This is a genomic window from Pseudomonas sp. PAMC25584 (assembly GCF_058135675.1).
In genome coordinates this window covers 5248588-5272640 of the sequence record NZ_CM176870.1, presented here as the reverse complement: position 1 = coordinate 5272640, position 24053 = coordinate 5248588, and the positions used below count along the sequence as shown (strand labels likewise).

At 59.6% G+C, this 24053-nt stretch carries 21 protein-coding genes, 1 rRNA gene and 1 pseudogene; 15 read left to right on the top strand and 8 right to left on the bottom strand.

Going from position 1 to position 24053, the window contains the following annotated elements:
• Positions 1 to 17: 17 nt before the first annotated feature.
• The 4 genes from ACS5Q8_RS24620 to dksA form a co-directional block, all read right to left on the bottom strand.
• Positions 18 to 2972, bottom strand: a complete 2955-nt coding sequence (locus tag ACS5Q8_RS24620; protein WP_276194916.1) for a sensor histidine kinase — start codon at positions 2970 to 2972, stop codon at positions 18 to 20.
• Entirely contained in the window at positions 2956 to 3132 is a 177-nt protein-coding gene (locus ACS5Q8_RS24615; protein ID WP_003176118.1) for a hypothetical protein, read from the bottom strand. Before ACS5Q8_RS24615 ends, ACS5Q8_RS24620 begins: the two co-directional genes overlap by 17 nt.
• Before the next feature lie 62 nt (positions 3133 to 3194).
• The gene (gluQRS, locus tag ACS5Q8_RS24610; protein ID WP_426100648.1) at positions 3195 to 4082 is read right to left on the bottom strand and encodes a tRNA glutamyl-Q(34) synthetase GluQRS; all 888 of its coding nucleotides are present in this window, start codon (positions 4080 to 4082) and stop codon (positions 3195 to 3197) included.
• A gap of 84 nt (positions 4083 to 4166) precedes the next feature.
• Positions 4167 to 4610 (bottom strand): RNA polymerase-binding protein DksA, encoded by a 444-nt coding sequence (dksA, locus tag ACS5Q8_RS24605; protein ID WP_247399809.1) that lies wholly within the window; start codon positions 4608 to 4610, stop codon positions 4167 to 4169.
• A 321-nt stretch (positions 4611 to 4931) separates the two neighbouring features.
• On the opposite strand from dksA, the gene ACS5Q8_RS24600 reads away from it, so the two are divergent.
• Positions 4932 to 6104, top strand: a complete 1173-nt coding sequence (locus tag ACS5Q8_RS24600) for a pyridoxal phosphate-dependent aminotransferase (protein ID WP_465159529.1) — start codon at positions 4932 to 4934, stop codon at positions 6102 to 6104.
• Positions 6104 to 6817 (top strand): DNA/RNA nuclease SfsA, encoded by a 714-nt coding sequence (gene sfsA / locus ACS5Q8_RS24595; protein WP_276194913.1) that lies wholly within the window; start codon positions 6104 to 6106, stop codon positions 6815 to 6817. Before ACS5Q8_RS24600 ends, sfsA begins: the two co-directional genes overlap by 1 nt.
• Here sfsA and ACS5Q8_RS24590 read toward each other — a convergent pair.
• Positions 6814 to 7131 carry a Rieske (2Fe-2S) protein gene (locus ACS5Q8_RS24590; protein ID WP_465159528.1) on the bottom strand — a complete coding sequence of 106 codons (318 nt, stop codon included), beginning with the start codon at positions 7129 to 7131 and terminating at the stop codon, positions 6814 to 6816. The genes sfsA and ACS5Q8_RS24590 overlap by 4 nt on opposite strands.
• 156 nt (positions 7132 to 7287) lie before the next feature.
• Here ACS5Q8_RS24590 and ACS5Q8_RS24585 point away from each other — a divergent pair.
• From ACS5Q8_RS24585 to ACS5Q8_RS24575, 3 genes and pseudogenes are all read left to right on the top strand, one after another.
• Positions 7288 to 7428 (top strand): annotated as a pseudogene (locus ACS5Q8_RS24585) (hemin ABC transporter substrate-binding protein); the annotation flags it as partial.
• Positions 7429 to 7460: 32 nt separating this feature from the next.
• Positions 7461 to 8498: a FecCD family ABC transporter permease gene (locus ACS5Q8_RS24580; RefSeq protein ID WP_465159527.1), complete on the top strand. Its 1038-nt coding sequence runs from the start codon at positions 7461 to 7463 to the stop codon at positions 8496 to 8498.
• Positions 8498 to 9265: a heme ABC transporter ATP-binding protein gene (locus ACS5Q8_RS24575; RefSeq protein WP_465159526.1), complete on the top strand. Its 768-nt coding sequence runs from the start codon at positions 8498 to 8500 to the stop codon at positions 9263 to 9265. The genes ACS5Q8_RS24580 and ACS5Q8_RS24575 overlap by 1 nt, the downstream gene beginning before the upstream one ends.
• A 239-nt stretch (positions 9266 to 9504) precedes the next feature.
• On the opposite strand, the gene ACS5Q8_RS24570 is transcribed toward ACS5Q8_RS24575, so the two are convergent.
• The 3 genes from ACS5Q8_RS24570 to ACS5Q8_RS24560 all read right to left on the bottom strand — a co-directional run bounded on the left by ACS5Q8_RS24570 (position 9505) and on the right by ACS5Q8_RS24560 (position 11975).
• The gene (locus ACS5Q8_RS24570; RefSeq protein WP_247402305.1) at positions 9505 to 9777 is read right to left on the bottom strand and encodes a TfoX/Sxy family protein; all 273 of its coding nucleotides are present in this window, start codon (positions 9775 to 9777) and stop codon (positions 9505 to 9507) included.
• 204 nt (positions 9778 to 9981) lie between these two features.
• Entirely contained in the window at positions 9982 to 10326 is a 345-nt protein-coding gene (locus ACS5Q8_RS24565; protein WP_247402307.1) for a pentapeptide repeat-containing protein, read from the bottom strand.
• Positions 10327 to 10418: 92 nt separating this feature from the next.
• Entirely contained in the window at positions 10419 to 11975 is a 1557-nt protein-coding gene (locus ACS5Q8_RS24560; protein ID WP_465159525.1) for a bifunctional aminoglycoside phosphotransferase/ATP-binding protein, read from the bottom strand.
• A 118-nt stretch (positions 11976 to 12093) separates the two neighbouring features.
• Here ACS5Q8_RS24560 and mrcB point away from each other — a divergent pair, with 118 nt between their 5' ends.
• The 10 genes from mrcB to ACS5Q8_RS24510 all read left to right on the top strand — a co-directional run bounded on the left by mrcB (position 12094) and on the right by ACS5Q8_RS24510 (position 23991).
• On the top strand, positions 12094 to 14418 hold the full coding sequence (gene mrcB / locus ACS5Q8_RS24555) for a penicillin-binding protein 1B (RefSeq protein ID WP_465159524.1): 2325 nt from the start codon (positions 12094 to 12096) through the stop codon (positions 14416 to 14418).
• Positions 14419 to 14434: 16 nt separating this feature from the next.
• Positions 14435 to 15169 carry a tetratricopeptide repeat protein gene (locus ACS5Q8_RS24550; protein ID WP_443695075.1) on the top strand — a complete coding sequence of 245 codons (735 nt, stop codon included), beginning with the start codon at positions 14435 to 14437 and terminating at the stop codon, positions 15167 to 15169.
• Positions 15169 to 15498 (top strand): YqcC family protein, encoded by a 330-nt coding sequence (locus ACS5Q8_RS24545; RefSeq protein ID WP_465159523.1) that lies wholly within the window; start codon positions 15169 to 15171, stop codon positions 15496 to 15498. The genes ACS5Q8_RS24550 and ACS5Q8_RS24545 overlap by 1 nt, the downstream gene beginning before the upstream one ends.
• 431 nt (positions 15499 to 15929) lie before the next feature.
• The gene (locus ACS5Q8_RS24540) at positions 15930 to 17654 is read left to right on the top strand and encodes an acetolactate synthase 3 large subunit (RefSeq protein WP_426100662.1); all 1725 of its coding nucleotides are present in this window, start codon (positions 15930 to 15932) and stop codon (positions 17652 to 17654) included.
• 2 nt (positions 17655 to 17656) lie between these two features.
• Positions 17657 to 18148, top strand: coding sequence for an acetolactate synthase small subunit (gene ilvN / locus ACS5Q8_RS24535; protein ID WP_003176102.1), 492 nt, complete (start codon positions 17657 to 17659; stop codon positions 18146 to 18148).
• 47 nt (positions 18149 to 18195) lie between these two features.
• A complete protein-coding gene (gene ilvC / locus ACS5Q8_RS24530; protein ID WP_007948647.1) occupies positions 18196 to 19212 on the top strand; it encodes a ketol-acid reductoisomerase in 1017 nt (338 codons plus the stop codon).
• 143 nt (positions 19213 to 19355) lie between these two features.
• Positions 19356 to 20213, top strand: a complete 858-nt coding sequence (gene pssA / locus ACS5Q8_RS24525; protein ID WP_247405517.1) for a CDP-diacylglycerol--serine O-phosphatidyltransferase — start codon at positions 19356 to 19358, stop codon at positions 20211 to 20213.
• 63 nt (positions 20214 to 20276) lie between these two features.
• Positions 20277 to 21290 carry a protein-methionine-sulfoxide reductase catalytic subunit MsrP gene (gene msrP / locus ACS5Q8_RS24520; protein WP_017847455.1) on the top strand — a complete coding sequence of 338 codons (1014 nt, stop codon included), beginning with the start codon at positions 20277 to 20279 and terminating at the stop codon, positions 21288 to 21290.
• A complete protein-coding gene (gene msrQ / locus ACS5Q8_RS24515; RefSeq protein ID WP_465159522.1) occupies positions 21290 to 21910 on the top strand; it encodes a protein-methionine-sulfoxide reductase heme-binding subunit MsrQ in 621 nt (206 codons plus the stop codon). Before msrP ends, msrQ begins: the two co-directional genes overlap by 1 nt.
• 544 nt (positions 21911 to 22454) lie before the next feature.
• Positions 22455 to 23991 (top strand): 16S ribosomal RNA (locus ACS5Q8_RS24510).
• Positions 23992 to 24053: the final 62 nt, after the last annotated feature.

Genomic DNA, 24053 nt, shown 5'->3' with positions numbered 1-24053 from the left:
CAATTCTCTCGACGGTCTCAGTTCACAGCGGACGTCGCTTCGACATGACGCGGCAAGGTCACCCGAATACGGGTGCCGCGTTGGCTTTCTGTGTCAGCCGGGCTGTCGATGGTGATTTGTCCATAATGCTCTTCAACGATGGAATAGACCAGTGCAAGGCCCAGACCGGTGCCTTCACCGGGGTCCTTGGTGGTGAAGAAGGGTTCGAACAAGCGGTCCTTGATGTTCTGTGGAATGCCGCTGCCTTCGTCCTCCACGATCAAGTCGACCGTGTGCTCGAATGCCTCGCTCTTGACGCGTACCGCACTGCCGGCCGGGGAGGCGTCACGGGCGTTCGACAACAGGTTGATCAGCACCTGCGCCAAGCGCTGGGAGTCTCCGTCGACCCAGTGGTCCGGATCGCACAGATTGAAGAACTGTACTTCGAAATTGCGCCGGTTCAAGGCCAGCAGCCCAATGGCATCCTGTGCGACTTCGGCCAGGCACACCGCTTCGTCGTGGTTCTGATGGGCGCCGGCGTGGGCGAAGCTCATCAGCGACTGCACGATGCGCGACACGCGCTTGGTCTGTTCGAGGATCTGCCCACTGATCTCGGTGATTTCGCCGTCTTCCTCGCGCTCTTCGCGCAGGTTCTGCGCGAGGCAGGCAATACCGGTGATCGGGTTGCCGATTTCATGGGCCACGCCGGCAGCCAGGCGACCGATACTCGCCAGGCGTTCGGAATGCACCAGCTTGTCTTCGAGCATCTGGGTTTCAGTCAGGTCTTCCACCAGCAACACCAGGCCGCTGTTACCGGGGGCCAGGGGCTCGTCGATCGCCGCCTTGTGCAGGTTGAGCCAGCGGGTCTGGCCATCGAGGGCCAGGTGCTGCTTGTGCAAGTGTTCGTCGGGCAGGTTGATAAAGCCTTGCAGCAGTTCCTTCCACGGGTCGCCCAGGGTATTGAGGCGCGAGCCCACGACCCGTTGCGCGGCGATCCCGGTGAGTTCCTCCATGGCTTTGTTCCACATCAGAATCTCTTGGTCCTTGGCCAGGGAACAGACCCCCATCGGCAGTTCCTGCAGGGTCTGGCGATGGTAACGGCGCAAGGCATCGAGTTCGGCGGCGAGGCCGGTGAGGCGTGAGTGGTAATCCTCCAGCCGGCTTTCGATGAAATGGATGTCCTCAGTGACGTAGTTTTCACCGCTCGCCTTGTAAGGCAGGAACGTTTCCACCATGTCCTGTGACACGCTGGGACCCATCAGCCCGGACAGGTTGGCTTCGATTCGGTCGCGCAGGCGGCGCAGCGCGTAGGGCCTGCGCTCGTCGAACGGCAGATAGAGATCGCGCAACGCCTGTTCGACTTCCTTTTGCGCGGCCTTGGCGCCCAGGGGTTTGGCCAGTTGCGTGGCGAACTCCTGGGGCGAGGCGGCATGCAGCTCGCGGCGTTGCGGACGGCGCACGTTGTCCACCGCGCAGGCTTCGGCGGCGCTGGTTTCTTCCGGGCTGGCGTTGGTGAACAGCGAGATCAGGGTGAACATCAGCACGTTGGCGGCCAACGAGGCAATCGCCGCCATGTGCCAACTGGTGTCGTCGAGCACGTAGATCATGTTCAGCAGCGGGATGTAGAAACCCTGCAGATTGCCGACCAGCGGCAGCAGCATGGTGATCATCCACACCAGAATCCCCGCGAGCAGCCCGGCGATAAAACCACGCCGATTGGCCGTCGGCCAGTACAGCACCGACAACACCCCCGGCAGGAACTGCAAGGTTGCGACAAACGCGACGATCCCCAGGTTGGCCAGGTCTTGCCCGGCGCCCAGCAGCAGGTAGAAACCGTAGCCGGCCATGATGATCGCGACGATCAGCGCGCGGCGGGTCCATTTCAGCCAGCGGTAGATATTACCTTCGGCCGGCGGCTGGTACAGCGGCAGCACCAGGTGATTGAGCGCCATGCCCGAGAGGGCCAGCGTCGTGACGATGATCAAACCGCTGGCCGCTGACAAACCGCCAACATAGGCCAGCAGCGCCAGGGCCTTGCTGTTGGCGGCAATGCCGACACCGAGGGTGAAGTATTCGGGGTTGGTGGTGGCGCCCAACTTGAGGCCGGCCCAGAGGATCAGCGGCACCGCCAGGCTCATCAACAGCAGGAACAGCGGCAAGCCCCAACTGGCGCTGACCAGCGAGCGCGGGTTGAGGTTCTCGGTGAACGTCATGTGGTACATGTGCGGCATCACGATGGCCGAGGCGAAGAACACCAGCAGCAGCGTGCGCCACGGGCCTTCCTGCAGCGGGGTGTGCAGCGCGGCGAGGGCGGTCTGGTTTTGCAGCAGCCACAACTCCAGCTGTTGCGGGCCGTCGAACACGCCGTAGAGCGCATAGAGCCCGACGCCACCGATAGCGATCAGCTTGATCACCGACTCGAAAGCAATCGCAAAGACCAGGCCTTCGTGTTTCTCGCGGGTGGCGATGTGGCGCGAACCGAAGAAAATCGTGAACAGGCTGATCAGCGCGCAGAAGGCCAGGGCGACGCGATATTGCACCGGCTCACGGGTCAGGATGCTGATGGAGTCGGCCACCGCCTGGATCTGCAGGGCCAGCAAGGGCAGCACACCGATCAGCATGAAAATCGTGGTCAACGCGCCGGCCCAGGTGCTGCGAAAGCGAAAGGCGAACAGGTCGGCCAGGGACGACAGCTGATAGGTCCGGGTGATCTTCAGGATCGGGTACAGCAGCACTGGCGCCAGCAAAAAGGCCCCGGACACCCCGAGGTAACTGGACAGAAAGCCATACCCGTACTGATAGGCCAGACCCACCGTGCCATAAAACGCCCAGGCGCTGGCGTACACGCCCAAGGACAAGGTGTAGGTCAACGGATGGCGAATGATCGCCCGCGGAATCATTCCGCGCTCACTGATCCAGGCGACGCCGAACAACGCGGCCAGGTAGGCGGCGCTGATCAGCAGCATCTGGGTGAGGCTAAAGCTCATCGGCATCTTTTTGGCTCTGCAGGATGAAAGTCACGACGATCAGGATCAGCCACAGCAGATAGGGGCGATACCAGGCGCCTGTGGCGTCGATCCACCAATCCATGATGGCGGGGGAAAACAGGTAGATCCCGACGACCAGCAGCAGGACCAAGCGATAGATGTACATGTTGGCCTCTGATCGAATAATTGCGGCGATGGTAACGGATGCCTGGCCGGCTGCAAGCGCCTTCAGCGCAACTGTGTTTCGGCCAGCGTGAGTGTGCGCGGGATCAGCCGCGCATCCCAGTGTGCAATGCCCCAATCCAGCAGTTCCCGTGGGCTGGCGTGAAGCAGCTCGTCGCCGGGTTGCTGGCCGAGGGCGCGCAAGGCTCTCAACAGCAAAGGCGTGGCCTGGTCCGTGGTCAAGGGCGGGGAACGATAGGATTTACCCAACTTGTTACCGTCCGGCTGGATGATCAGCGGCACGTGCAGGTAGCGCGGTTGGCGCAGCCCCAATAATTCTTGCAGGTACAACTGGCGTGGCGTGGAGTCGAGCAGGTCGGCGCCGCGGACGATGTCGGTAACACCTTGCCAGGCGTCATCCAGCACTACGGCCAGTTGGTAGGCGTAGAGGCCATCGCGGCGGCGGATGACGAAATCGCCTACATCGCGGCCCAGGTGTTGTCGGAATTCGCCCTGTACGCGGTCGGTAAAGTGGTATTCCAACTCCGGAACGCGCAGGCGGATGGCTGCATCGTGCTGGTCGTGACCGGCATTACGGCACAAACCTGGGTAAATCCCGTGGTAGGGCTCCAGTTGTTTACGCGAGCAGGTGCAGGCATAGGCCAAGCCGTGGTTGAACAGGTCGTTCAGCACCTTGGCGTAGGCGTCGTGCCGATCGCTTTGTCGGACCCGTTCACCGTCCCACTCAAAACCGTAGCTTTCCAGGGCGTGCAGGATTGCCGCCTGGGCGCCGGGTTCTTCGCGTGGAGGGTCGAGGTCTTCCATACGCATCAACCAGCGGCCATGGTTGGCGCGGGCGTCGAGGTAGGAGGCGAGGGCGGCGACCAGCGAGCCGAAGTGCAGATGGCCGCTGGGCGTGGGGGCGAAACGCCCGATATAGGGAGAGGCTGTCATGGGCCGGATACTACTGGAAAATCGCTGAACGCCAGAAACAAAAATGGGGCGTTTGTACGCCCCATTCGTTCAGTTCGGCAGGGATTACTTGCCGACCTGTTTTTCCTTTATTTCTGCCAGATTCTTGCAGTCCACGCACATATCGGCGGTCGGACGTGCTTCCAGGCGGCGAATACCGATTTCGATGCCGCAGGATTCGCACCAGCCGTATTCTTCGTCTTTGATCAACTGCAGCGTCTTGTCGATCTTCTTGATCAGCTTGCGCTCGCGATCACGGGCGCGCAGTTCAAGGGCGAACTCTTCTTCCTGGCTCGCACGGTCGGCCGGATCAGGAAAATTGGCAGCTTCGTCCTTCATATGGTCAACGGTACGGTCGACCTCCTGCATCAAGTCCTGTTTCCACTTGTTAAGGATCTTGGTGAAGTGCTCGCGCATGGGCTCGCCCATGTACTCCTCACCTTTCTTCTCGACGTAAGGTTCGAAGCCGCTGAGGCCTGGGGATTGCTGTTGCTTTGCTTGGGTGGACATGAATAGACCGCCTCTCACTCTTCTAATCCATTGCGCAGGATTGCAACGTCACCGACACCTGCCGGCCCTGCGGCTGCAAGCGGGCGAACTTACCAGATAGATTCAGGGCGCGCCACTCCCGGTTGTCGAGGCCCATCACGCAGAGGTTGCAAATGGCAGCAGCCCGCTGTGGCTGGGTATGAATCGCCTCGAAGGTTAATTTTAGTCGTTTTGCAAGCGCTTGCCGGGCTCATCTTGGATGGCTGAGCAGGCAATAGAGCATGTTTTACCGCGAGGGTTCGGTAGAATCGCTATTTTTGTCCTCACCGTTAAGGAAGGCTAATGGCTCAGCCCTACAGTGCGCGCAGTCGCGCCATCGAACCTTTTCATGTCATGGCGTTGCTGGCGCGAGCCAATGAACTGCAGGCGGCAGGCCATGATGTGATCCATCTGGAAATCGGTGAACCGGATTTCACCACCGCCGAACCGATCATCCAGGCCGGCCAGGCCGCGCTGGCCAATGGCAAGACCCGCTATACCGCAGCTCGCGGCCTGCCGGAACTGCGCCATGCCATCAGCGGTTTCTACCAGCAACGCTACGGCCTGAGCGTGGACCCCGAGCGCATCCTGATCACCCCGGGCGGCTCCGGCGCGTTGCTGTTGGCCAGCAGCCTGCTGGTGGACCCCGGTAAACACTGGCTGTTGGCCGACCCGGGTTACCCGTGTAACCGGCACTTCCTGCGCCTGGTGGAGGGCGCGGCGCAGTTGGTGCCCGTCGGCCCGGACGTGCGTTATCAATTGACCGCCGACCTGGTGGCCAAGCACTGGAACCAGGACAGCGTCGGCGCGCTGGTCGCGTCGCCAGCCAACCCGACCGGCACCATCCTTACGCGGGACGAACTGGCCGGGTTGTCGAGCGCAATCAAGGCGCGTAACGGCCATCTGGTGGTGGACGAGATCTACCACGGGCTCACTTATGGCACCGACGCTGCCAGCGTGCTGGAAGTCGACGATGACGCGTTTGTCCTAAATAGTTTTTCGAAGTATTTCGGCATGACCGGATGGCGCCTGGGTTGGCTGGTGGCGCCGCCCGATGCGGTCGGTGAACTGGAGAAGCTGGCGCAAAACCTCTACATCAGCGCTCCCAGCATGGCGCAGTACGCAGCGCTGGCCTGTTTTACCCCGCAAACCCTGAGCATTTTGGAAGAGCGTCGCGCCGAGTTCGGTCGCCGTCGTGATTTCCTGCTGCCGGCCCTGCGCGAGTTGGGCTTCGGTATTGCCGTCGAGCCGGAAGGCGCGTTCTATTTGTACGCCGATATCAGCGCGTTCGGCGATGATGCCTTCGCGTTCTGCCGTCATTTCCTTGAGAACGAGCATGTGGCGTTCACCCCAGGGCTGGATTTCGGTCGCTATCAAGCCGGTCACCATGTGCGCTTTGCCTACACGCAAAACCTTGATCGGCTACAAGAGGCGGTGGAGCGTATCGCCCGCGGCCTGCGCAGCTGGCAGGGCTGATGCGCTTTCATCCTCCCCTCGAAGAGGCGCGGCTGATTCGCCGCTACAAGCGTTTTCTCACCGATATCGAAACCGTTACCGGCGAGTTCTTGACCATTCACTGCCCCAATACCGGTTCGATGCTCAATTGCATGGTCGAGGGCGGGCAGGTCTGGTTCAGTCGCTCCGCTGACCCCAAGCGCAAGTTGCCCGGCACCTGGGAAATTGCCGAGACGCCTCAAGGCCGCCTCGCGTGCGTCAATACGGCGCGTGCCAACCAACTGGTTGAGGAGGCGTTGCATGCCGGGGTCATCACCGAGCTCAACGGCTTTAGCGCATTGAAGCGTGAAGTGCCTTACGGCCAAGAGAAAAGCCGCATTGATTTTCGCCTGGATTACCCCGAGGGGGCGGCGTATGTCGAAGTCAAAAGTGTGACCCTGGGGTTTGATGGCACCTCGATTGCTGCGTTCCCGGACGCCGTGACCCTGCGCGGTGCCAAGCATCTGCGCGAGCTGGCACACTTGGCCCGTGATGGCGTGCGGGCGGTGCAGTTGTATTGCGTCAACCTCTCGGGGATTGACGCGGTGCGCCCCGCGGTGGAAATCGACGCGGCCTACGCCGCTGCTCTGCGCGAGGCCAAGGCTGCGGGCGTGGAGGTGTTGGCGTATGGCGTGCGCGTCACGGCCGAAGAAATTTACGTCGAGCGTCGCTTGGACGTGCTGCTCGGCGACTAGAGTTCCACCCACAGGCCCTGTTCGTCTTCACGGCCGGGCAGGGCCGTGAGGCTTTGACCCGCGCAGGGGCCGGCGATGCACTCGCCGCTCTCGATCAGGAACAGTGCGCCGTGGGTGGCGCATTGGATCAGGCTGGCGCTGGCGTCGAGGAACTGATCGGGCTGCCATTCCAGCGGGACGCCGCGATGGGGGCAGCGATTGAGATAGAAGTAGGCAGTGCCGTCGCGGCGGACAGCCAACAGTTTGCGCCCGTCGATATCAAAACCACGGCTGCTGTCTGGGGCGAGGGTGTCAGAGGGGCAGAGAAACTTCATTCCAATCCTTAAGTGCCTTGATGTTGAAATGCAAACATTTATCAAATGCAGGCTTCGCCCGTTAGCTGACTGGGCGCTCAGTACGATGCCCAGCAAGGGGCATCTGTCACATCCATGAGTGTTTCAGCGGCCCCGTCCTTGGAAGGAAACCCGGTTATGCTCCTGAGTGCCAGCGCTATTGCGCTTGTTGTCGGAATGATGCTCAACCACGCGGCGCACGCCTCGCAACTGCCGCAGCGCTGGGTGAGTGCCGGTGGGGCGTTACCGAGCATCGGCTATCTGCGGCAGTTGTCGGCCGGCGTCGATCCGTCCCAGGTCATACCGGCCCCATGAGTACGCTGGTGAAGCCCCGAACGCTGTTTATCGGCCTGACGCTGTTGTGTGTCCTGGCGATCTGGCTTTCATTGGCGCTGGGGCCGGTCAGCTTGCCGTTGCTGGATACGCTCAGGGCGGCTTTGCGCTTGATGGGCGTGCCGATCGGGGCCAGCGGCCTGGAGCAGGCAGAGCTGATTCTCGGGCAGATCCGTTTGCCGCGGACCTTGCTGGGGCTGGCGGTGGGCGGCGTATTGGCATTGTCGGGCGTGGCGATGCAGGGGTTGTTCCGCAACCCGCTGGCGGATCCGGGGTTGGTCGGCGTGTCCAGTGGTGCGGCACTCGGTGCGGCTTTCGCTATTGTCGGTGGTTCGTTTTTGGGCGGGTTGCCGGAGGTGTTCGGCCCGTATCTGTTGTCGTTGTGCGCGTTTCTCGGTGGGTTGGGGGTTACGGCGCTGGTCTATCGACTGGGCCGGCGCAACGGCCAGACCCATGTCGCCACCATGCTACTCGCCGGTATCGCCCTCACGGCGCTCGCCAGCTCGGCGGTGGGCCTGTTTACCTACCTGGCCGATGACGCCACCCTGCGCACGCTGACCTTCTGGAACTTGGGCAGCCTCAATGGCGCCAGCTATTCGCGCCTCTGGCCGTTGCTGCTGGTGAGCGCCGGCGTGGCGTTGTGGCTGCCGCGCCGGGCGAAGGCATTGAATGCACTGTTGCTCGGCGAATCCGAGGCCGGTCATCTCGGGGTTGATGTTGAGCGGCTCAAGCGCGAATTGGTGTTCTGCACTGCGCTTGGCGTAGGTGCGGCGGTAGCGGCGGCGGGGATGATCGGCTTTGTCGGCCTGGTGGTTCCGCACCTTGTGCGGTTGCTGGCGGGGCCGGATCACCGCGTGCTGTTACCCGCCTCGGTGTTGGCGGGGGCGAGCTTGCTGCTGTTGGCGGATCTGGTCGCGCGCCTGGCCTTGGCGCCAGCGGAGTTGCCGATCGGTATTGTCACCGCGTTGATTGGCGCGCCATTTTTTCTTTACCTGTTGTTACGAGGTCGCGCCTGATGCTGCGAGTGGAGGGGCTGAAGATCCGTCGCGGTCGTAAAACCGTACTGGCGGATGTCACTTTGGAGCTGTTGCCTGGCCAGGTACTTGGCGTGTTGGGCCCGAATGGCGCGGGCAAGAGTACTTTGCTCGGCGCGTTGTGCGGGGAGCTGCACCCGGATCAAGGCACGGTGTGGCTGGATCAGCATGAGCTGAAGGATTGGAGCGGGTCGCAACGCGCCCAACGCCTGGCGGTGTTGCCGCAGGCCTCAACCCTGGATTTCGCCTTTCGTGTCGAGGAGGTGGTCGGCATGGGCCGCTTGCCTCATCAGACCGGGCGGGTGCGTGATGACGAGATTATCGATGCCGCGTTGCGGGCTGCGGATGTCGCGCACTTGAGCGGTCGCAGTTACCTGGCATTGTCGGGCGGCGAGCGTCAGCGTGTTCACCTGGCGCGGGTGCTGGCGCAGTTATGGCCCGGGGAGGCGGGGCAGACGTTGCCGCTGGATGAGCCGACCTCGATGCTTGACCCCTTGCATCAACACACCACCTTGCAGGCGATCCGCACCTTTGCCGACCGAGGAGCAGCGGTGCTGGTGATCCTCCATGACCTGAACCTGGCGGCGCGTTACTGCGACCGGATTCTGTTGCTGGACGAGGGCCGGCCCCATGCGCTGGATACCCCGGCACAGGTTCTGCGACCTGAGCCGCTTAAAGCGGTATTCGGGCTGGATGTACTGGTGCAGCCGCATCCGGAGCGCGGGCATCCATTGATCATTGCTCGCTGAGGCTTTTTATAGGCAAAAAAAGACCCGGCAAGAGCCGGGTCAAATAACCGTGATTAGCCTGATGAGGAGATAATCTGAGAGTCCGAACCAATGGTCTTTCAGTTATCGGCTGATCTCGCGACCAGTTGCGATAATCATAACGATTCTCATTTAAGAGTCAAGATTTGTTTTCGCGAGCCCTTCTGCTTTTCTCAAGTGCTCGTTCGCAATGCCACTGAGCGTTGGGTGGGATCGCCGATCTAATTCTTCTGGCGCGCCGAGATCGCCTCTAATTGGCGGTTCAGCGCTTCCTTGCGTTCGGCAGGAATGTCGTTCCAATGCACATCCATCAACGCCCCTTCGATTGCATACAGCAAGACTTTCGATGCACGGAAGCCGCGAGTGCGCACGGCTCGATAAGCATCGACCGCCCCCAGGCGACGCAGGTCTGACGCACTGTGGATGCCCACCGCGTGCAGCCATTGCGCCGAGGTCTTGCCAAGGTTTCTCAGGTGTTGCAGCTCATCGTTCATCGAGCCTCCTTGCGACGGCCGAATGGTGCGGTGGGTGTCGTGACCAGGCAAGCCTGAAAAGGAGTGTAGCGCTCAGTAGGAAAAGCGTAGTTCTTTGCTCAGGAACGGCGCAAATGCTTATAAGAATGGTGCGAGCGTTTTATGCCGGGCAGGCAGGAAGTCCCCGGTCCGTGTTGCACGTAACCGGGGCTTGGGGGGAGCGTATTACTTGGTGCGGTAGCGCAGACGCGTGCCGAAATTGACCGACATGAGGATCTCGTCGGCCGTCAGTTCTGGCGGGAAGTAGGTGCCCGAAATCTGCGCGTGGGCCAGGCTCGCGCCTTCCAATGAGCACTCGCGCAAGTCCAGCCCGCGCAAATCGGCAGAACGGAAATACGCGTCGGTGAAATCCACGCCGCTGGCATTCAGATCGCGCAGATCCAGCCCTCGGAAGTCGCCACCACGCATGTCGATGACGCCGTCTGTGGGGCGTTCCTGGTTGAAACCGCGAATATCGTCTTTGTGCAGGAGCGAATAGAGCGGGGTATCAAGAAGCTTTGGATGACTCATGATAGCGACACCTGTTGGACTTATGGCGCCATTATAGTGCCACTATTGTTTGGCCGCTCGCCTAAGATGACGACGCGACCAAGAAGTTTTTCTTACAGACCTGGCAGGCGTTGGCGAATTTGCGCAACCAGTGCATCGAGGGTTCCGCTTTGATTGGTCTCGACGCGCTTGCTCAGCAGCAGCTCTTCGGCCGTCAGGGGGTCGCGATGGGCTTGCTGTTCTTCAATAACCGTCAGTGTAGCGTCGGACGGGTCGTTATGGTCTGCCTGACGTTGTGCCAGCCAGTTGGCAATAACGGCCTGCGGCGCGTTGCAGTCCAGGATCAGGAAGGGCGCGCCCGTCGCTTCGGCCACTTTGGCGGCGGCATCGCGTTGTGCGCGCTTCAAGAAGGTCGCATCGAGTACCACCGGGAAGCCGGCGCGTAGCACGGTCTCGGCGATTTCGTTCAGGCGTGCGTAGGTTTTTGCGCTGGCGTCGGCAGCATAGATGCCGGCCTGTGGCGTGTTTTCCACCTGTTGCTCACCAAACAGGCGCTTGCGCTCCACGTCCGAACGCAGGCGAACGGCACCCAAGGCTTCCACCAGGCGCATGGCCACATGGCTTTTGCCCACCGCCGAAACGCCGTGGGTAATCGCCAGAAAGCGCGAAGGAATAGTGCTGTAGCTTTCCGCCAGGTTGGCGTAGTTGCGGTATTGGCGCAGGGTGGTGGCGCGTTGCACCGGGCTCGCTTCGCTGGGCATGCTGAACAGCGAGACTTTGGCCCGTACCAGCGCGCGGTAGGCTTTATAGAAGTTCAGCAGTTCCAGGCCCTGGTAGTCGCCGGTCAGTTCGAGGTATTGGCTGATGAAGCGGCGAGCCAGGGATTTGAGGCCGCGGTCTTCCAGGTCCATGGCCAGGAAGCCGGTGTCGGCGTACACGTCGGTGAAGCGAAACGGTTCGTTGAACTCGATGCAGTCGAAGATCACCACGTGGCCATCAATCAAGGTGGCATTGCCTAGGTGGATGTCGCCGTGGCACTCGCGGGTGAAACCATCGAGCTTGCGCTGTGCCAGCAGCGGCTTGAGGCGTTCGAAGCTGCTTTCGGCCCAGGCTTGCAGGGCTTCGAGTTGCAGCAGGTCAGCCTTGTCGCTGAGGAACGGGCGGATCTGATCGAAATTCTGGCGTACCGGTGCCATCACCTCGTCCGGGGTGCCGGCCGGGTGCTCTTGCGGCACTTTCGGTGCGGTGAGGTGGAAGTGCGCGATCTGTTTGGCCATCTCGTCGATGTGCGCGCTGGTCAGCTCACCGTTGGCTTGCAAGGTGCTGAGCAACTGGCTTTGCGGGAATTGACGCATTTTCAGGGCGTATTCGATGACCGGACCTTCGCCGGCCAGTTGCGGGGCTTCGGCCGTGCCGGTGATCGGCAACACTTCAAGATACAAATCTTCGGTCAGCCGCTGGTTGAGGCGCAGCTCTTCGTTGCAGAAATGCCCCCGATCTTCCAGCTTGGTGAAGTCCAGAAAGCCGAAGTTCATCGGCTTTTTCAGTTTATAGGCGTAGGGGCCGGTCAGTATGACCCAGGAAATATGGGTCTCAATGACTTGGAATGCTTCAACCGGATGGGGGTATAAAGCCGGGTTCTGCAGGGCTGCGATCAGGGACTGGCTCACGGGCGATCCTTCAAAGTCTGGGGGAAATCATGGCGGGCATTATGGCTGCTGATGCCTGCCATGCAAACCGCTGTCCGGCGCATGTTGATCGTCAATAAAGTGCGTATAATCCGCCGCCATGACTCGAACCCGATCTCCCCGTTCCCGTAAAAAACCTCCTTCCCGCGGCCTGCGCCCGTGGCTGGGCTGGGCGCTCAAGCTCAGCCTGGTGGGCTTTGTGGTGCTCGCCGGCTTTGCGGTGTACCTCGACGCAGTGGTCCAGGAAAAATTCTCCGGTAAGCGCTGGACCATTCCAGCCAAGGTGTACGCCCGCCCGCTGGAACTGTTCACCGGCCAGAAGCTGAGCAAGGATGACTTCCTTACCGAACTCGACGCCTTGGGCTACCGCCGCGAACCCGTGAGCAATGGCCCCGGCGCTGCCGCCGTCAGCGGCAATACCGTGGACCTGAACACCCGTGGCTTCCAGTTCTATGAAGGCCTGGAAAAAGCCCAGCCGGTGCGCGTGCGCTTCTCCGGCGACTACGTGGCCGAGCTGTCGTCGCTGAACGGCTCGAAGCTGCCCGTGGTGCGCCTGGAACCGTTGATGATCGGCGGGATTTACCCGAAAAACCTGGAAGATCGCATCCTGATCAGGCTCGATCAGGTGCCGCCGTACCTGCTCGAAACCCTGGTCGCCGTGGAAGACCGCGATTTCTACAGCCACTGGGGCGTGTCGCCGAAGTCCATCGCCCGTGCGATTTGGGTCAACACCTCCGGCGGCAAAATGACCCAGGGCGGCAGTACGCTGACCCAGCAGTTGGTGAAGAACTTCTACCTCACCAACGAGCGCAGCCTGACCCGTAAACTCACCGAAGCCATGATGGCGATGCTGCTGGAGTTGCATTACAGCAAGCAAGAAATCCTTGAGGCTTACCTCAACGAGGTGTTCGTCGGCCAGGACGGCCAGCGCGCGGTCCACGGTTTCGGTCTGGCCAGCCAGTTCTTCTTCGGCCAGCCGCTGTCCGAGCTGAAGTTGCATCAGGTCGCGTTGCTGGTGGGCATGGTCAAGGGGCCGTCTTACTACAACCCACGGCGCAACCCTGAACGGGCGCTTGAGCGGCGTAATCTGGTGCTCGATGTGTTGGAGCAGCAGGGCGTCGCCACGGCTGAACAGGTTGCCGCTGCGAAGAAAATGCCACTGAGTGTCACCACTCGCGGCAAGCTGGCGGACAGCTCCTTCCCAGGCTTTATCGACCTGGTCAAACGCCAGTTGCGTGAAGACTACCGCGACGAAGACTTGACCGAGGAAGGCCTGCGGATCTTCACCAGTTTCGACCCGATCCTGCAGATGAAAGCCGAAGCGTCGGTCAACGACACCTTCAAGCGTCTGGCGGGGCGTAAGGGTTCCGACGAAGTTGAAGCGGCCATGGTGGTGACCAACCCGGAAACCGGTGAGGTCCAGGCCATGATCGGCAGTCGCCAGGCCAGTTTTGCCGGCTTCAACCGCGCGCTGGATGCGGTGCGGCCGATCGGGTCGCTGGTCAAGCCGGCGGTGTACCTGACAGCGTTGGAAAAACCGAGCAAATACACCCTGACGAGCTGGCTGTCGGATGACCCGCTGTCGGTCAAAGGTGCCGACGGCCAGGTGTGGACGCCGCAGAACTTTGATCGTCGTTCCCACGGTACGGTGTTCCTGTACCAGGGGCTGGCGCATTCCTACAACATCTCGACCTCGCGCCTGGGGCTTGACGTGGGTGTGCCGAACGTCCTCAAAACGCTGGCACGCCTGGGCATCACCCGTGAATTCCCGGCCTTTCCGTCGATCCTTCTGGGCGCCGGTGCAATGACGCCGATGGAAGTAGCGACCATGTACCAGACCCTCGCCAACGGTGGTTTCAACACGCCGATGCGCGGGATTCGCAGCGTGCTGACGGCCGAAGGCGAGCCGCTCAAGCGCTATCCGTTCCAGATTCAGCAGCGCTTCGATGCGGGCTCCATCTACCTGATCCAGAACGCCATGCAGCGCGTGATGCGCGAAGGCACCGGCAGCTCTGTGTACAAGGTCCTGCCCTCCAACCTGACGCTGGCGGGCAAGACCGGCACCAGTAACGATTCGCGTGACAGCTGGTTCGCAGGGTTCGGTCAGGATGTGCTGGCCGTGGTCTGGCTGGGGCGTGATGACAACGGCAAGACGCCGTTCACCGGGGCGACCGGTGCATTGCAGGTCTGGACCAGTTTTATGCGCAAGGCTGATCCGCTGCCGCTGAGCATGCCGCAGCCGGACAACATCGTGCTGGCCTGGATTGATCCGCACACCGGCCAGGGCTCCGATGCCAACTGTCCGGGCGCGGTGCAGATGCCGTATATTCGCGGCAGCGAACCACCACCCGGTGCCGCATGCGGCGGCAGTGCCCCTGCGAGCGCGGAATCGGTGATGGATTGGGTCAAGGGCTGGATGAATTAAGCAAAGAGGGTTTCAAGTGAACAAGTGGTGGATTCCAGCTATTACAGCTCTGGCTTTGCTCGGCGGTTGCTCCAGCGTTCAGCGCGGCTCCATTCCCGTGGTGGACTCGAGCACGGCCGTCTCCAATAGCGATCGGATCTCGGCCAATGGCGGTTTCCGCCAGACCGTGACCAAGCGTCCTACCCAGGCCGCGACCCGTGCCGTGCCGCAGGATTCGGGTGTGGTGGTGATGGTGCCTGGCGGCGGTGCCGCGACATCGGCGCCAATCAGCGCCGAGCCGTGGACGCCTGGGCCAAGCACGTCGGGGCCGATTGACTCCGCGCCGGTCCAGGCGGGACCGATCAATCAGAACACTTACACCATGCCGTCGACGCCAAGCGGCATTCCGTCGTCCTCCAGCGCGGGCGGCCTGTCGGCTGACGAGCAACTGGACGGCCCGGTACTGGCCTTGCTCACCACTGCCCAGCAACAGCAGGCCGGTGGCGACTTGAACGGTGCGTCGTCGAGCCTCGAGCGCGCCCAGCGCGTTGCGCCACGCGAACCGCAGGTGCTGTATCGCCTGGCTCAGGTGCGCATGGCCCAGGGCGATGCGCCGCAAGCCGAACAGTTCGCCCGGCGTGGCCTGACCCTGGCCAACGGCCGTCCTGATTTGCAGGCCAGCCTGTGGGCCTTGATCGGCGATGCGCGTGCCGCACAAGGTGACGCCGCCGGCGCCGCCCAGGCTCGGCAAAAAGCCAAGGTCAGCCTCTGATGGATGTACGTTTTCCAGCGATTGCCGAACAGCTGTTGCTGATTGAGCGCGAATTGCGCCTGCAGGGCTGGTGGGACGAGGAGTCCCCCAGCGCCGAGGCGCTCAGCAGTGTCGAGCCCTTTTCGGTCGACACCCTGGACTTCCATCAGTGGCTGCAGTGGATCTTCCTCATGCGCATGAAGCAGATCCTCGAACAGGATCTGCCACTGCCGAATGCTTCCGGGATCATGGAGATGGCCGAGATGGTCTACGCCTCCCGGCCGCTGGAAAGCCTGGGTATGCGCAATGCGCTGAAAAAGTTCGACCAATTGATCGTCGACGCTCGTTAATTGCCTGGCTGCCGGTTTTTCCGGCAGTCTTGCGCACATTTCTACCGCTTGACGACATTCAGGCGAGTTTTATCCCTCCTCAAAGCCCTTTCTTCTGCGTTCTCATGCGCTTAGTTGGAAAAAAGCGCAATTATTGCTTGACTTGAAGGGCCTGAAACAGAAGAATCCAAAGTCCGCTGTATCGGGACTGCCAGAAGCAGGCCCACTCAGCAGATCATGAGGCGCACATCCGCGCCGACCTGTTACACCCGCAACGCGTTACCTCGCGCTGGGTGGGAAGAGCCCGCAACACTTGGGACGATCCCAATACTTGCTCAGTCAGTGCTGACGTAGTCGGCGACCACCGTCGCTCATGCTCTGTTGAGAAGTAAACCTATTAAGACCCGTCGGTTTTTAACGGACGGTATTCTGGCGTTTTAGAGGTGAACAACGTGGAGCTTTTATCTGGCGGTGAGATGCTCGTCCGCTTTTTGCGTGACGAAGGCGTTGACTATATCTACGGGTACCCGGGTGGTGCTCTGCTGCATGTCTATGACGCACTGTTCAAGGAACCGGCTGTTACCCACATCCTGGTTCGCCACGAACAGGCTGCGACCCATATGGCTGACGGCTATGCCCGTGCCACCGGTAAAGCCGGCGTGGTACTGGTAACCTCCGGCCCAGGCGCAACCAATGCCATTACCGGCATCGCGACTGCGTATATGGACTCCATCCCGATGGTGATCATTTCCGGCCAGGTCGCTAGCACCATGGTCGGTACCGATGCATTCCAGGAAACCGACATGATCGGTATCTCCCGGCCGATCGTGAAACACAGTTTCATGATCAAGCATGCCTCGGAAATCCCGGAAGTCATGAAAAAGGCGTTCTACCTCGCACAGTCCGGTCGCCCGGGCCCTGTGGTGGTCGATATCCCTAAAGACATGACCAACCCGGCTGAGAAATTCGAATACGTCTTCCCAAAGAAAGCCAAGCTGCGTTCCTACAGCCCGGCCGTTCGTGGGCACTCGGGGCAGATCCGCAAGGCGGCAGAAATGCTCCTGGCGGCCAAGCGTCCGGTGTTGTACTCGGGCGGTGGCGTGATTCTGGGCGGCGGTTCCGCACCGTTGACCGAACTGGCCAAGTTGCTCAACCTGCCGGTGACCAACACTCTGATGGGCCTCGGCGCATTCCCGGGGACGGACCGTCAGTTCGTCGGCATGCTCGGCATGCACGGCAGCTATACCGCCAACCTGACCATGCACCACGCCGATGTGATCCTGGCCGTGGGCGCTCGGTTCGATGACCGGGTGATCAATGGCGCGAGCAAGTTCTGCCCGAATGCCAAGATCATCCATATCGACATCGATCCGGCGTCCATTTCCAAGACCATCAAGGCCGACGTGCCGATCGTAGGTCCGGTGGAAAGCGTGTTGACCGAAATGGTCGCTGCGCTGAAGGAAATCGGCGAGACGCCGAACAAAGAATCCGTCGCCAGTTGGTGGAAGCAGATCGACGAATGGCGCGGCGACCGCGGCCTGTTCCCTTATGACAAGGGCGACGGCAGCATCATCAAGCCACAAACCGTGATCGAGACCCTGTGCGAAGTGACCAAGGGCGACGCCTTTGTGACCTCCGACGTGGGCCAGCACCAGATGTTCGCCGCGCAGTACTACAAGTTCGACAAGCCTAACCGTTGGATCAACTCCGGTGGCCTGGGCACGATGGGCTTTGGTTTCCCTGCCGCGATGGGTGTGAAACTGAGCTTCCCGGACAGCGACGTTGCATGCGTGACCGGCGAAGGCAGCATCCAGATGAACATCCAGGAACTGTCGACGTGCCTGCAGTACGGCCTTCCGGTGAAGATCGTGTGCCTGAACAACGGCGTGTTGGGCATGGTTCGTCAATGGCAGGACATGAGCTACGGTAGTCGTCACTCCCATTCCTACATGGAATCGCTGCCGGACTTCGTCAAATTGGTCGAGGCTTACGGCCACGTCGGTATTCGCATCAACGATCTGAAAGATCTGAAGCCGAAGATGGAAGAAGCGTTCGCCATGAAGGACCGCCTGGTGTTCATCGATATTAAGGTGGATACCAGCGAGCACGTCTACCCGATGCAGATCAAAGACGGCTCTATGCGTGACATGTGGCTGAACAAGACGGAGCGTACCTAATCATGCGGCACATAATCTCCCTGCTTCTGGAGAACGAACCCGGCGCCCTGTCTCGTGTTGTCGGCTTGTTTTCGCAACGCAACTACAACATCGAAAGCCTGACCGTGGCGCCGACCGAAGACCCGACTCTGTCGCGTCTGACGTTGACCACCGTGGGCCACGATGAGGTGATCGAGCAGATCACCAAAAACCTCAACAAGCTGATCGAAGTGGTCAAGCTGGTCGACCTGTCGGAAAGTGCCCACATCGAGCGCGAGCTGATGCTGGTTAAAGTCAAGGCCACGGGTGCCCAACGTGCCGAGATCAAGCGTACTACCGACATCTATCGCGGGCAGATCGTCGATGTGAGCGCCAGCGTTTATACCGTGCAATTGACCGGTACAAGCGACAAGCTGGACAGCTTCATCCAGTCGATCGGGACGGCCTCGATTCTGGAAACCGTACGCAGTGGTGTCACCGGGATTGCCCGTGGCGACAAAGTACTCAGCATCTAACCCAAATTAGTGAATGGCCTTAAGGCCTGGATATATAGAGGAACCTCATGAAAGTTTATTACGAAAAAGATTGTGACCTGTCGATCATCCAGGGCAAGAAAGTCGCCATCATCGGCTACGGCTCCCAAGGCCACGCGCAAGCTTGCAACCTGAAAGATTCCGGCGTTGACGTGACTGTTGGCCTGCGCAAAGGCTCGGCCACTGTTGCCAAGGCTGAAGCCCACGGCCTGAAAGTGACTGACGTGGCTTCCGCTGTTGCCGCTGCCGACCTGGTCATGATCCTGACCCCGGATGAGTTCCAGTCCGCGCTGTACAAGAACGAAATCGAGCCGAACATCAAGAAGGGCGCCACCCTGGCCTTCTCCCACGGCTTCGCGATTCACTACAACCAAGTCGTGCCACGCGCTGACCTCGACGTGATCATGATCGCGCCGAAGGCTCCGGGCCACACCGTGCGTTCCGAGTTCGTCAAAGGCGGCGGTATCCCTGACCTGATCGCGATCTACCAAGACGCATCGGGCAACGCCAAGAACGTTGCGCTGTCCTACGCTGCTGGCGTCGGTGGCGGTCGTACCGGCATCATCGAAACCACCTTCAAGGACGAGACCGAAACCGACCTGTTCGGCGAACAAGCCGTTCTGTGTGGCGGTACCGTTGAGCTGGTCAAAGCCGGTTTCGAAACCCTGGTTGAAGCCGGCTATGCGCCGGAAATGGCCTACTTCGAATGCCTGCACGAACTGAAGCTGATCGTGGACCTCATGTACGAAGGCGGTATCGCCAACATGAACTACTCGATCTCCAACAACGCCGAATACGGCGAGTACGTGACTGGCCCGGAAGTGATCAACGCCGAGTCCCGTCAGGCCATGCGCAACGCCCTGAAACGCATTCAGGACGGCGAATACGCCAAAATGTTCATCAGCGAAGGTGCTACCGGCTACCCTTCGATGACCGCCAAGCGTCGTAACAACGCCGCTCACGGTATCGAAATCATCGGCGAGCAACTGCGTTCCATGATGCCGTGGATCGGTGCCAACAAGATCGTCGACAAAGCCAAAAACTAAGTCGGATGCATCAACAGAAAACGCGGCTTAGGCCGCGTTTTTTCGTTTGGGGGGCTGGTTCTGGTATAAAGCTGCATCGTTTGCGGGCGAACACTCGCCGCAAGTATCTGTCGTTTTTTTCACACCGTTGCAAGGTAAAGTCCATGAGCGAACGTCCCGAAGAGCCAAACCAGGCTTCTGACGCCGATAGCCTGCTACCGATCGATGAACATGTCGAAGAAGGGCACGATGCGGAAGGCCGCAAGGTCCGGCATCGTGGTATCTATCTCCTGCCCAATCTGTTCACTACGGCGAACCTGTTTGCCGGGTTCTACTCCATCATCAATTCCATGAGCGCCCAGAGCGCGCTGGCGGCAGGTGATGCGGTGAGTGCCAGCAAATACTTCGGTTTTGCGGCGATCGCGATCTTCGTGGCCATGGTGCTCGACGGCCTCGATGGTCGTGTGGCGCGCATGACCAACACTCAAAGCGCCTTCGGTGCCGAGTATGACTCGCTGTCGGACATGGTTGCCTTTGGTGTCGCGCCTGCATTGCTGGCGTTTGCCTGGGCCTTGGGTGATATGGGCAAGGTCGGCTGGATGGTGGCCTTCATCTATGTCGCGGGCGCCGCATTGCGCTTGGCACGCTTCAATACCCAGGTGGGGACCGCCGACAAGCGTTACTTCATTGGCCTGGCCAGCCCTGCTGCGGCGGGCGTGGTGGCGGGTATCGTCTGGGCGTTCAGTGACTACGGCATCCAGGGGTCGAAGATGTCGTTCTTGGTGGCCTTGATGGTTGCCGCCGCCGGCATGCTGATGGTCAGTAACATCAAGTACAACAGCTTCAAGGAGCTCGACCTCAAGGGGCGCGTGCCTTTCGTGGCTATCCTTGTGGTGGTGCTGGTGTTCGCCGTGGTCTTCAGTGATCCGCCGCGTATTCTGCTGCTGGCGTTCCTGGTCTATGCCGCTTCCGGGCCGATTCAGTATCTGCTGCAACTGCGTCGGGACAAAACGTTGCCTTAATGTAATTTCCCCCATACTCCGCAGTCTATTGGTGCATCAGTTCTCCAATGCTGCGGAGTTGCCATGTTAATCAAATTGCCCAAAGCGTCCGATTGTCATGAATCGGACGTCACCCCCGAATCCTTCTACTTGTCTCGCCGTAGCTTACTCGGTGGTGCGCTGGCCGGTGTTGCCGCCAGCAGCTTGCCGCGTTGGGCCAGTGCGGACGATGCCGCGCGGTATGCGGATGTCGAGCCAGGCAAGGCGCCAGGCTGGTTTGCCGAAAAACTGCCGGGGACGAAATGGCAGGCGGTAACCGTCAAGGACGAAGCCATCACCCCGTTCAAAGACGCGACCCACTACAACAACTTCTATGAGTTCGGCACGGACAAGGGCGACCCGGCGGCGAATGCGGGTTCACTCAAGACCGAACCTTGGAGTGTGGTGATCGATGGTGAGGTCGCAAAACCAGGGCGTTATGCTCTGGAAGACTTCATGAAGCCCTATCAATTGGAAGAGCGAATCTATCGCCTGCGCTGTGTGGAGGCGTGGTCGATGGTTATTCCATGGATGGGCTTTCCCATCTCGGCGTTGCTCAAACAGGTTGAACCGACCTCCAAAGCCAAGTACATCCGCTTCGAAACACTCCAGGACCCCAAAAGCATGCCGGGCCAGCGCTCAAGTTTCGGCTTGATCGACTGGCCCTATGTAGAAGGGCTGCGTCTGGATGAGGCGATGAACCCTTTGGCGATTCTGGCCGTGGGGATGTATGGGCGGGAGTTGCCTAACCAGAATGGCGCGCCGCTGCGGTTGGTGGTGCCATGGAAGTATGGCTTCAAGAGCGTGAAGTCCATCGTGCGTATCAGTCTTGTGAGTGAGCAGCCGAAAACCACGTGGCAGAGCATTGCGGCGAATGAGTATGGGTTTTATGCGAATGTGAACCCTACGGTCGATCACCCCCGTTGGACGCAGGCGCGTGAGCGGCGCTTGCCGAGCGGTCTGTTCAGCCCGAATGTGCGTGAGACGCAGATGTTCAACGGGTACTCGGATGAAGTGGCGGCTCTGTATACCGGCCTCGATCTGCGGAAGAACTACTGATGCGCTTCCCTCTCTGGCGCATCGGCGTGTTTATCGCCTCGGCGGCGTGGCCGTTGCTCTGGCTGTATGAGGCATGGCGTTCTGCATTGGGGCCGGACCCAGGCAAGGTGCTGGTCGATCGCTTGGGCTTGGGCACGTTGATCCTGCTGCTGATTACCCTGGCGATGACACCGCTGCAGAAGTTGAGCGGTTGGGCAGGGTGGATTGCGGTGCGGCGGCAACTGGGGTTGTGGTGCTTTGCTTATGTGGTGCTGCACCTGGCTGCGTATTGTGTGTTTGTGCTGGGGCTGGATTGGTCGCAACTGGGGGTGGAGCTGCGTAAGCGGCCCTACATTATTGTGGGTACGCTGGGTTTCCTGTCGTTGTTAGTGCTGGCGCTGACGTCAAATCGCTACAGCCAGCGTCGGTTGGGCAGCCGTTGGAAGAAGTTGCATCGCCTGGTGTATGGCGTGCTTGGTCTTGGCTTGCTGCATATGTTGTGGATCGTGCGGGCTGATCTGAAGGAGTGGGCTATCTATGCTTCTATAGGCGCGTTGCTTCTCAGCCTGCGGATACCGCCGGTAATGCGGCGAATTCCGCGTCTTATTGCGAAAAAAGCACCTTCTGCAACAAAAGCGTAATTAAGCCTTGACGGCAAATCCTGGACGTCTATAATTCGCCCCACTTCCGGCGCAGTCGAAACGGAAAACTCCTTGGTAAACAAAGAGTTATGCGAGATTCGACAGCGGCCTGCTTCAGTTCATCGAAGCCTGGAAGGAGTTGGTAGATCAGTGTTGTTTGGCTCTATTAACGTTTCGATCTTCTCGGTCGAAAGCGGAGAAAAAGAGGTGTTGACAGCAGCGTGTAACGCTGTAGAATTCGCCTCCCGCTAACGAGAGATCGGAAGCGCAAGTGGTTGAAGTTACAAAGGAAACTTTGAAAACTTCTGAAAATAATCACTTGACAGCAAATGAGGCTGCTGTAGAATGCGCGCCTCGGTTGAGACGAAAGATCTTAACCAACCGCTCTTTAACAACTGAATCAAGCAATTCGTGTGGGTGCTTGTGGAGTCAGACTGATAGTCAACAAGATTATCAGCATCACAAGTTACTCCGCGAGAAATCAAAGATGTAACCAACGATTGCTGAGCCAAGTTTAGGGTTTCTTAAAAACCCAAAGATGTTTGAACTGAAGAGTTTGATCATGGCTCAGATTGAACGCTGGCGGCAGGCCTAACACATGCAAGTCGAGCGGTAGAGAGAAGCTTGCTTCTCTTGAGAGCGGCGGACGGGTGAGTAATGCCTAGGAATCTGCCTGGTAGTGGGGGATAACGTTCGGAAACGGACGCTAATACCGCATACGTCCTACGGGAGAAAGCAGGGGACCTTCGGGCCTTGCGCTATCAGATGAGCCTAGGTCGGATTAGCTAGTTGGTGAGGTAATGGCTCACCAAGGCAACGATCCGTAACTGGTCTGAGAGGATGATCAGTCACACTGGAACTGAGACACGGTCCAGACTCCTACGGGAGGCAGCAGTGGGGAATATTGGACAATGGGCGAAAGCCTGATCCAGCCATGCCGCGTGTGTGAAGAAGGTCTTCGGATTGTAAAGCACTTTAAGTTGGGAGGAAGAGCAGTTACCTAATACGTGATTGTTTTGACGTTACCGACAGAATAAGCACCGGCTAACTCTGTGCCAGCAGCCGCGGTAATACAGAGGGTGCAAGCGTTAATCGGAATTACTGGGCGTAAAGCGCGCGTAGGTGGTTAGTTAAGTTGGATGTGAAATCCCCGGGCTCAACCTGGGAACTGCATTCAAAACTGACTGACTAGAGTATGGTAGAGGGTGGTGGAATTTCCTGTGTAGCGGTGAAATGCGTAGATATAGGAAGGAACACCAGTGGCGAAGGCGACCACCTGGACTGATACTGACACTGAGGTGCGAAAGCGTGGGGAGCAAACAGGATTAGATACCCTGGTAGTCCACGCCGTAAACGATGTCAACTAGCCGTTGGGAGCCTTGAGCTCTTAGTGGCGCAGCTAACGCATTAAGTTGACCGCCTGGGGAGTACGGCCGCAAGGTTAAAACTCAAATGAATTGACGGGGGCCCGCACAAGCGGTGGAGCATGTGGTTTAATTCGAAGCAACGCGAAGAACCTTACCAGGCCTTGACATCCAATGAACTTTCTAGAGATAGATTGGTGCCTTCGGGAACATTGAGACAGGTGCTGCATGGCTGTCGTCAGCTCGTGTCGTGAGATGTTGGGTTAAGTCCCGTAACGAGCGCAACCCTTGTCCTTAGTTACCAGCACGTAATGGTGGGCACTCTAAGGAGACTGCCGGTGACAAACCGGAGGAAGGTGGGGATGACGTCAAGTCATCATGGCCCTTACGGCCTGGGCTACACACGTGCTACAATGGTCGGTACAGAGGGTTGCCAAGCCGCGAGGTGGAGCTAATCCCAGAAAACCGATCGTAGTCCGGATCGCAGTCTGCAACTCGACTGCGTGAAGTCGGAATCGCTAGTAATCGCGAATCAGAATGTCGCGGTGAATACGTTCCCGGGCCTTGTACACACCGCCCGTCACACCATGGGAGTGGGTTGCACCAGAAGTAGCTAGTCTAACCTTCGGGAGGACGGTTACCACGGTGTGATTCATGACTGGGGTGAAGTCGTAACAAGGTAGCCGTAGGGGAACCTGCGGCTGGATCACCTCCTTAATCGACGACATCAGCTGCTCCATAAGTTCCCACACGAATTGCTTGATTCATTGAAGAAGACG

Coding starts and splice junctions, on each gene's coding strand:
- mrcB (WP_465159524.1), top strand. CDS start 12,094: ATGACTCGAACCCGATCTCCCCGTTCCCGTAAAAAACCTCCTTCCCGC.
- msrQ (WP_465159522.1), top strand. CDS start 21,290: ATGCGCTTCCCTCTCTGGCGCATCGGCGTGTTTATCGCCTCGGCGGCG.
- ACS5Q8_RS24620 (WP_276194916.1), bottom strand. CDS start 2,972: ATGCCGATGAGCTTTAGCCTCACCCAGATGCTGCTGATCAGCGCCGCC.
- ACS5Q8_RS24570 (WP_247402305.1), bottom strand. CDS start 9,777: ATGAACGATGAGCTGCAACACCTGAGAAACCTTGGCAAGACCTCGGCG.
- ilvN (WP_003176102.1), top strand. CDS start 17,657: ATGCGGCACATAATCTCCCTGCTTCTGGAGAACGAACCCGGCGCCCTG.
- ACS5Q8_RS24575 (WP_465159526.1), top strand. CDS start 8,498: ATGCTGCGAGTGGAGGGGCTGAAGATCCGTCGCGGTCGTAAAACCGTA.
- gluQRS (WP_426100648.1), bottom strand. CDS start 4,082: ATGACAGCCTCTCCCTATATCGGGCGTTTCGCCCCCACGCCCAGCGGC.
- ACS5Q8_RS24580 (WP_465159527.1), top strand. CDS start 7,461: ATGAGTACGCTGGTGAAGCCCCGAACGCTGTTTATCGGCCTGACGCTG.
- pssA (WP_247405517.1), top strand. CDS start 19,356: ATGAGCGAACGTCCCGAAGAGCCAAACCAGGCTTCTGACGCCGATAGC.
- ACS5Q8_RS24590 (WP_465159528.1), bottom strand. CDS start 7,131: ATGAAGTTTCTCTGCCCCTCTGACACCCTCGCCCCAGACAGCAGCCGT.
- ACS5Q8_RS24600 (WP_465159529.1), top strand. CDS start 4,932: ATGGCTCAGCCCTACAGTGCGCGCAGTCGCGCCATCGAACCTTTTCAT.
- sfsA (WP_276194913.1), top strand. CDS start 6,104: ATGCGCTTTCATCCTCCCCTCGAAGAGGCGCGGCTGATTCGCCGCTAC.
- ACS5Q8_RS24545 (WP_465159523.1), top strand. CDS start 15,169: ATGGATGTACGTTTTCCAGCGATTGCCGAACAGCTGTTGCTGATTGAG.
- ilvC (WP_007948647.1), top strand. CDS start 18,196: ATGAAAGTTTATTACGAAAAAGATTGTGACCTGTCGATCATCCAGGGC.
- msrP (WP_017847455.1), top strand. CDS start 20,277: ATGTTAATCAAATTGCCCAAAGCGTCCGATTGTCATGAATCGGACGTC.
- ACS5Q8_RS24565 (WP_247402307.1), bottom strand. CDS start 10,326: ATGAGTCATCCAAAGCTTCTTGATACCCCGCTCTATTCGCTCCTGCAC.
- dksA (WP_247399809.1), bottom strand. CDS start 4,610: ATGTCCACCCAAGCAAAGCAACAGCAATCCCCAGGCCTCAGCGGCTTC.
- ACS5Q8_RS24615 (WP_003176118.1), bottom strand. CDS start 3,132: ATGTACATCTATCGCTTGGTCCTGCTGCTGGTCGTCGGGATCTACCTG.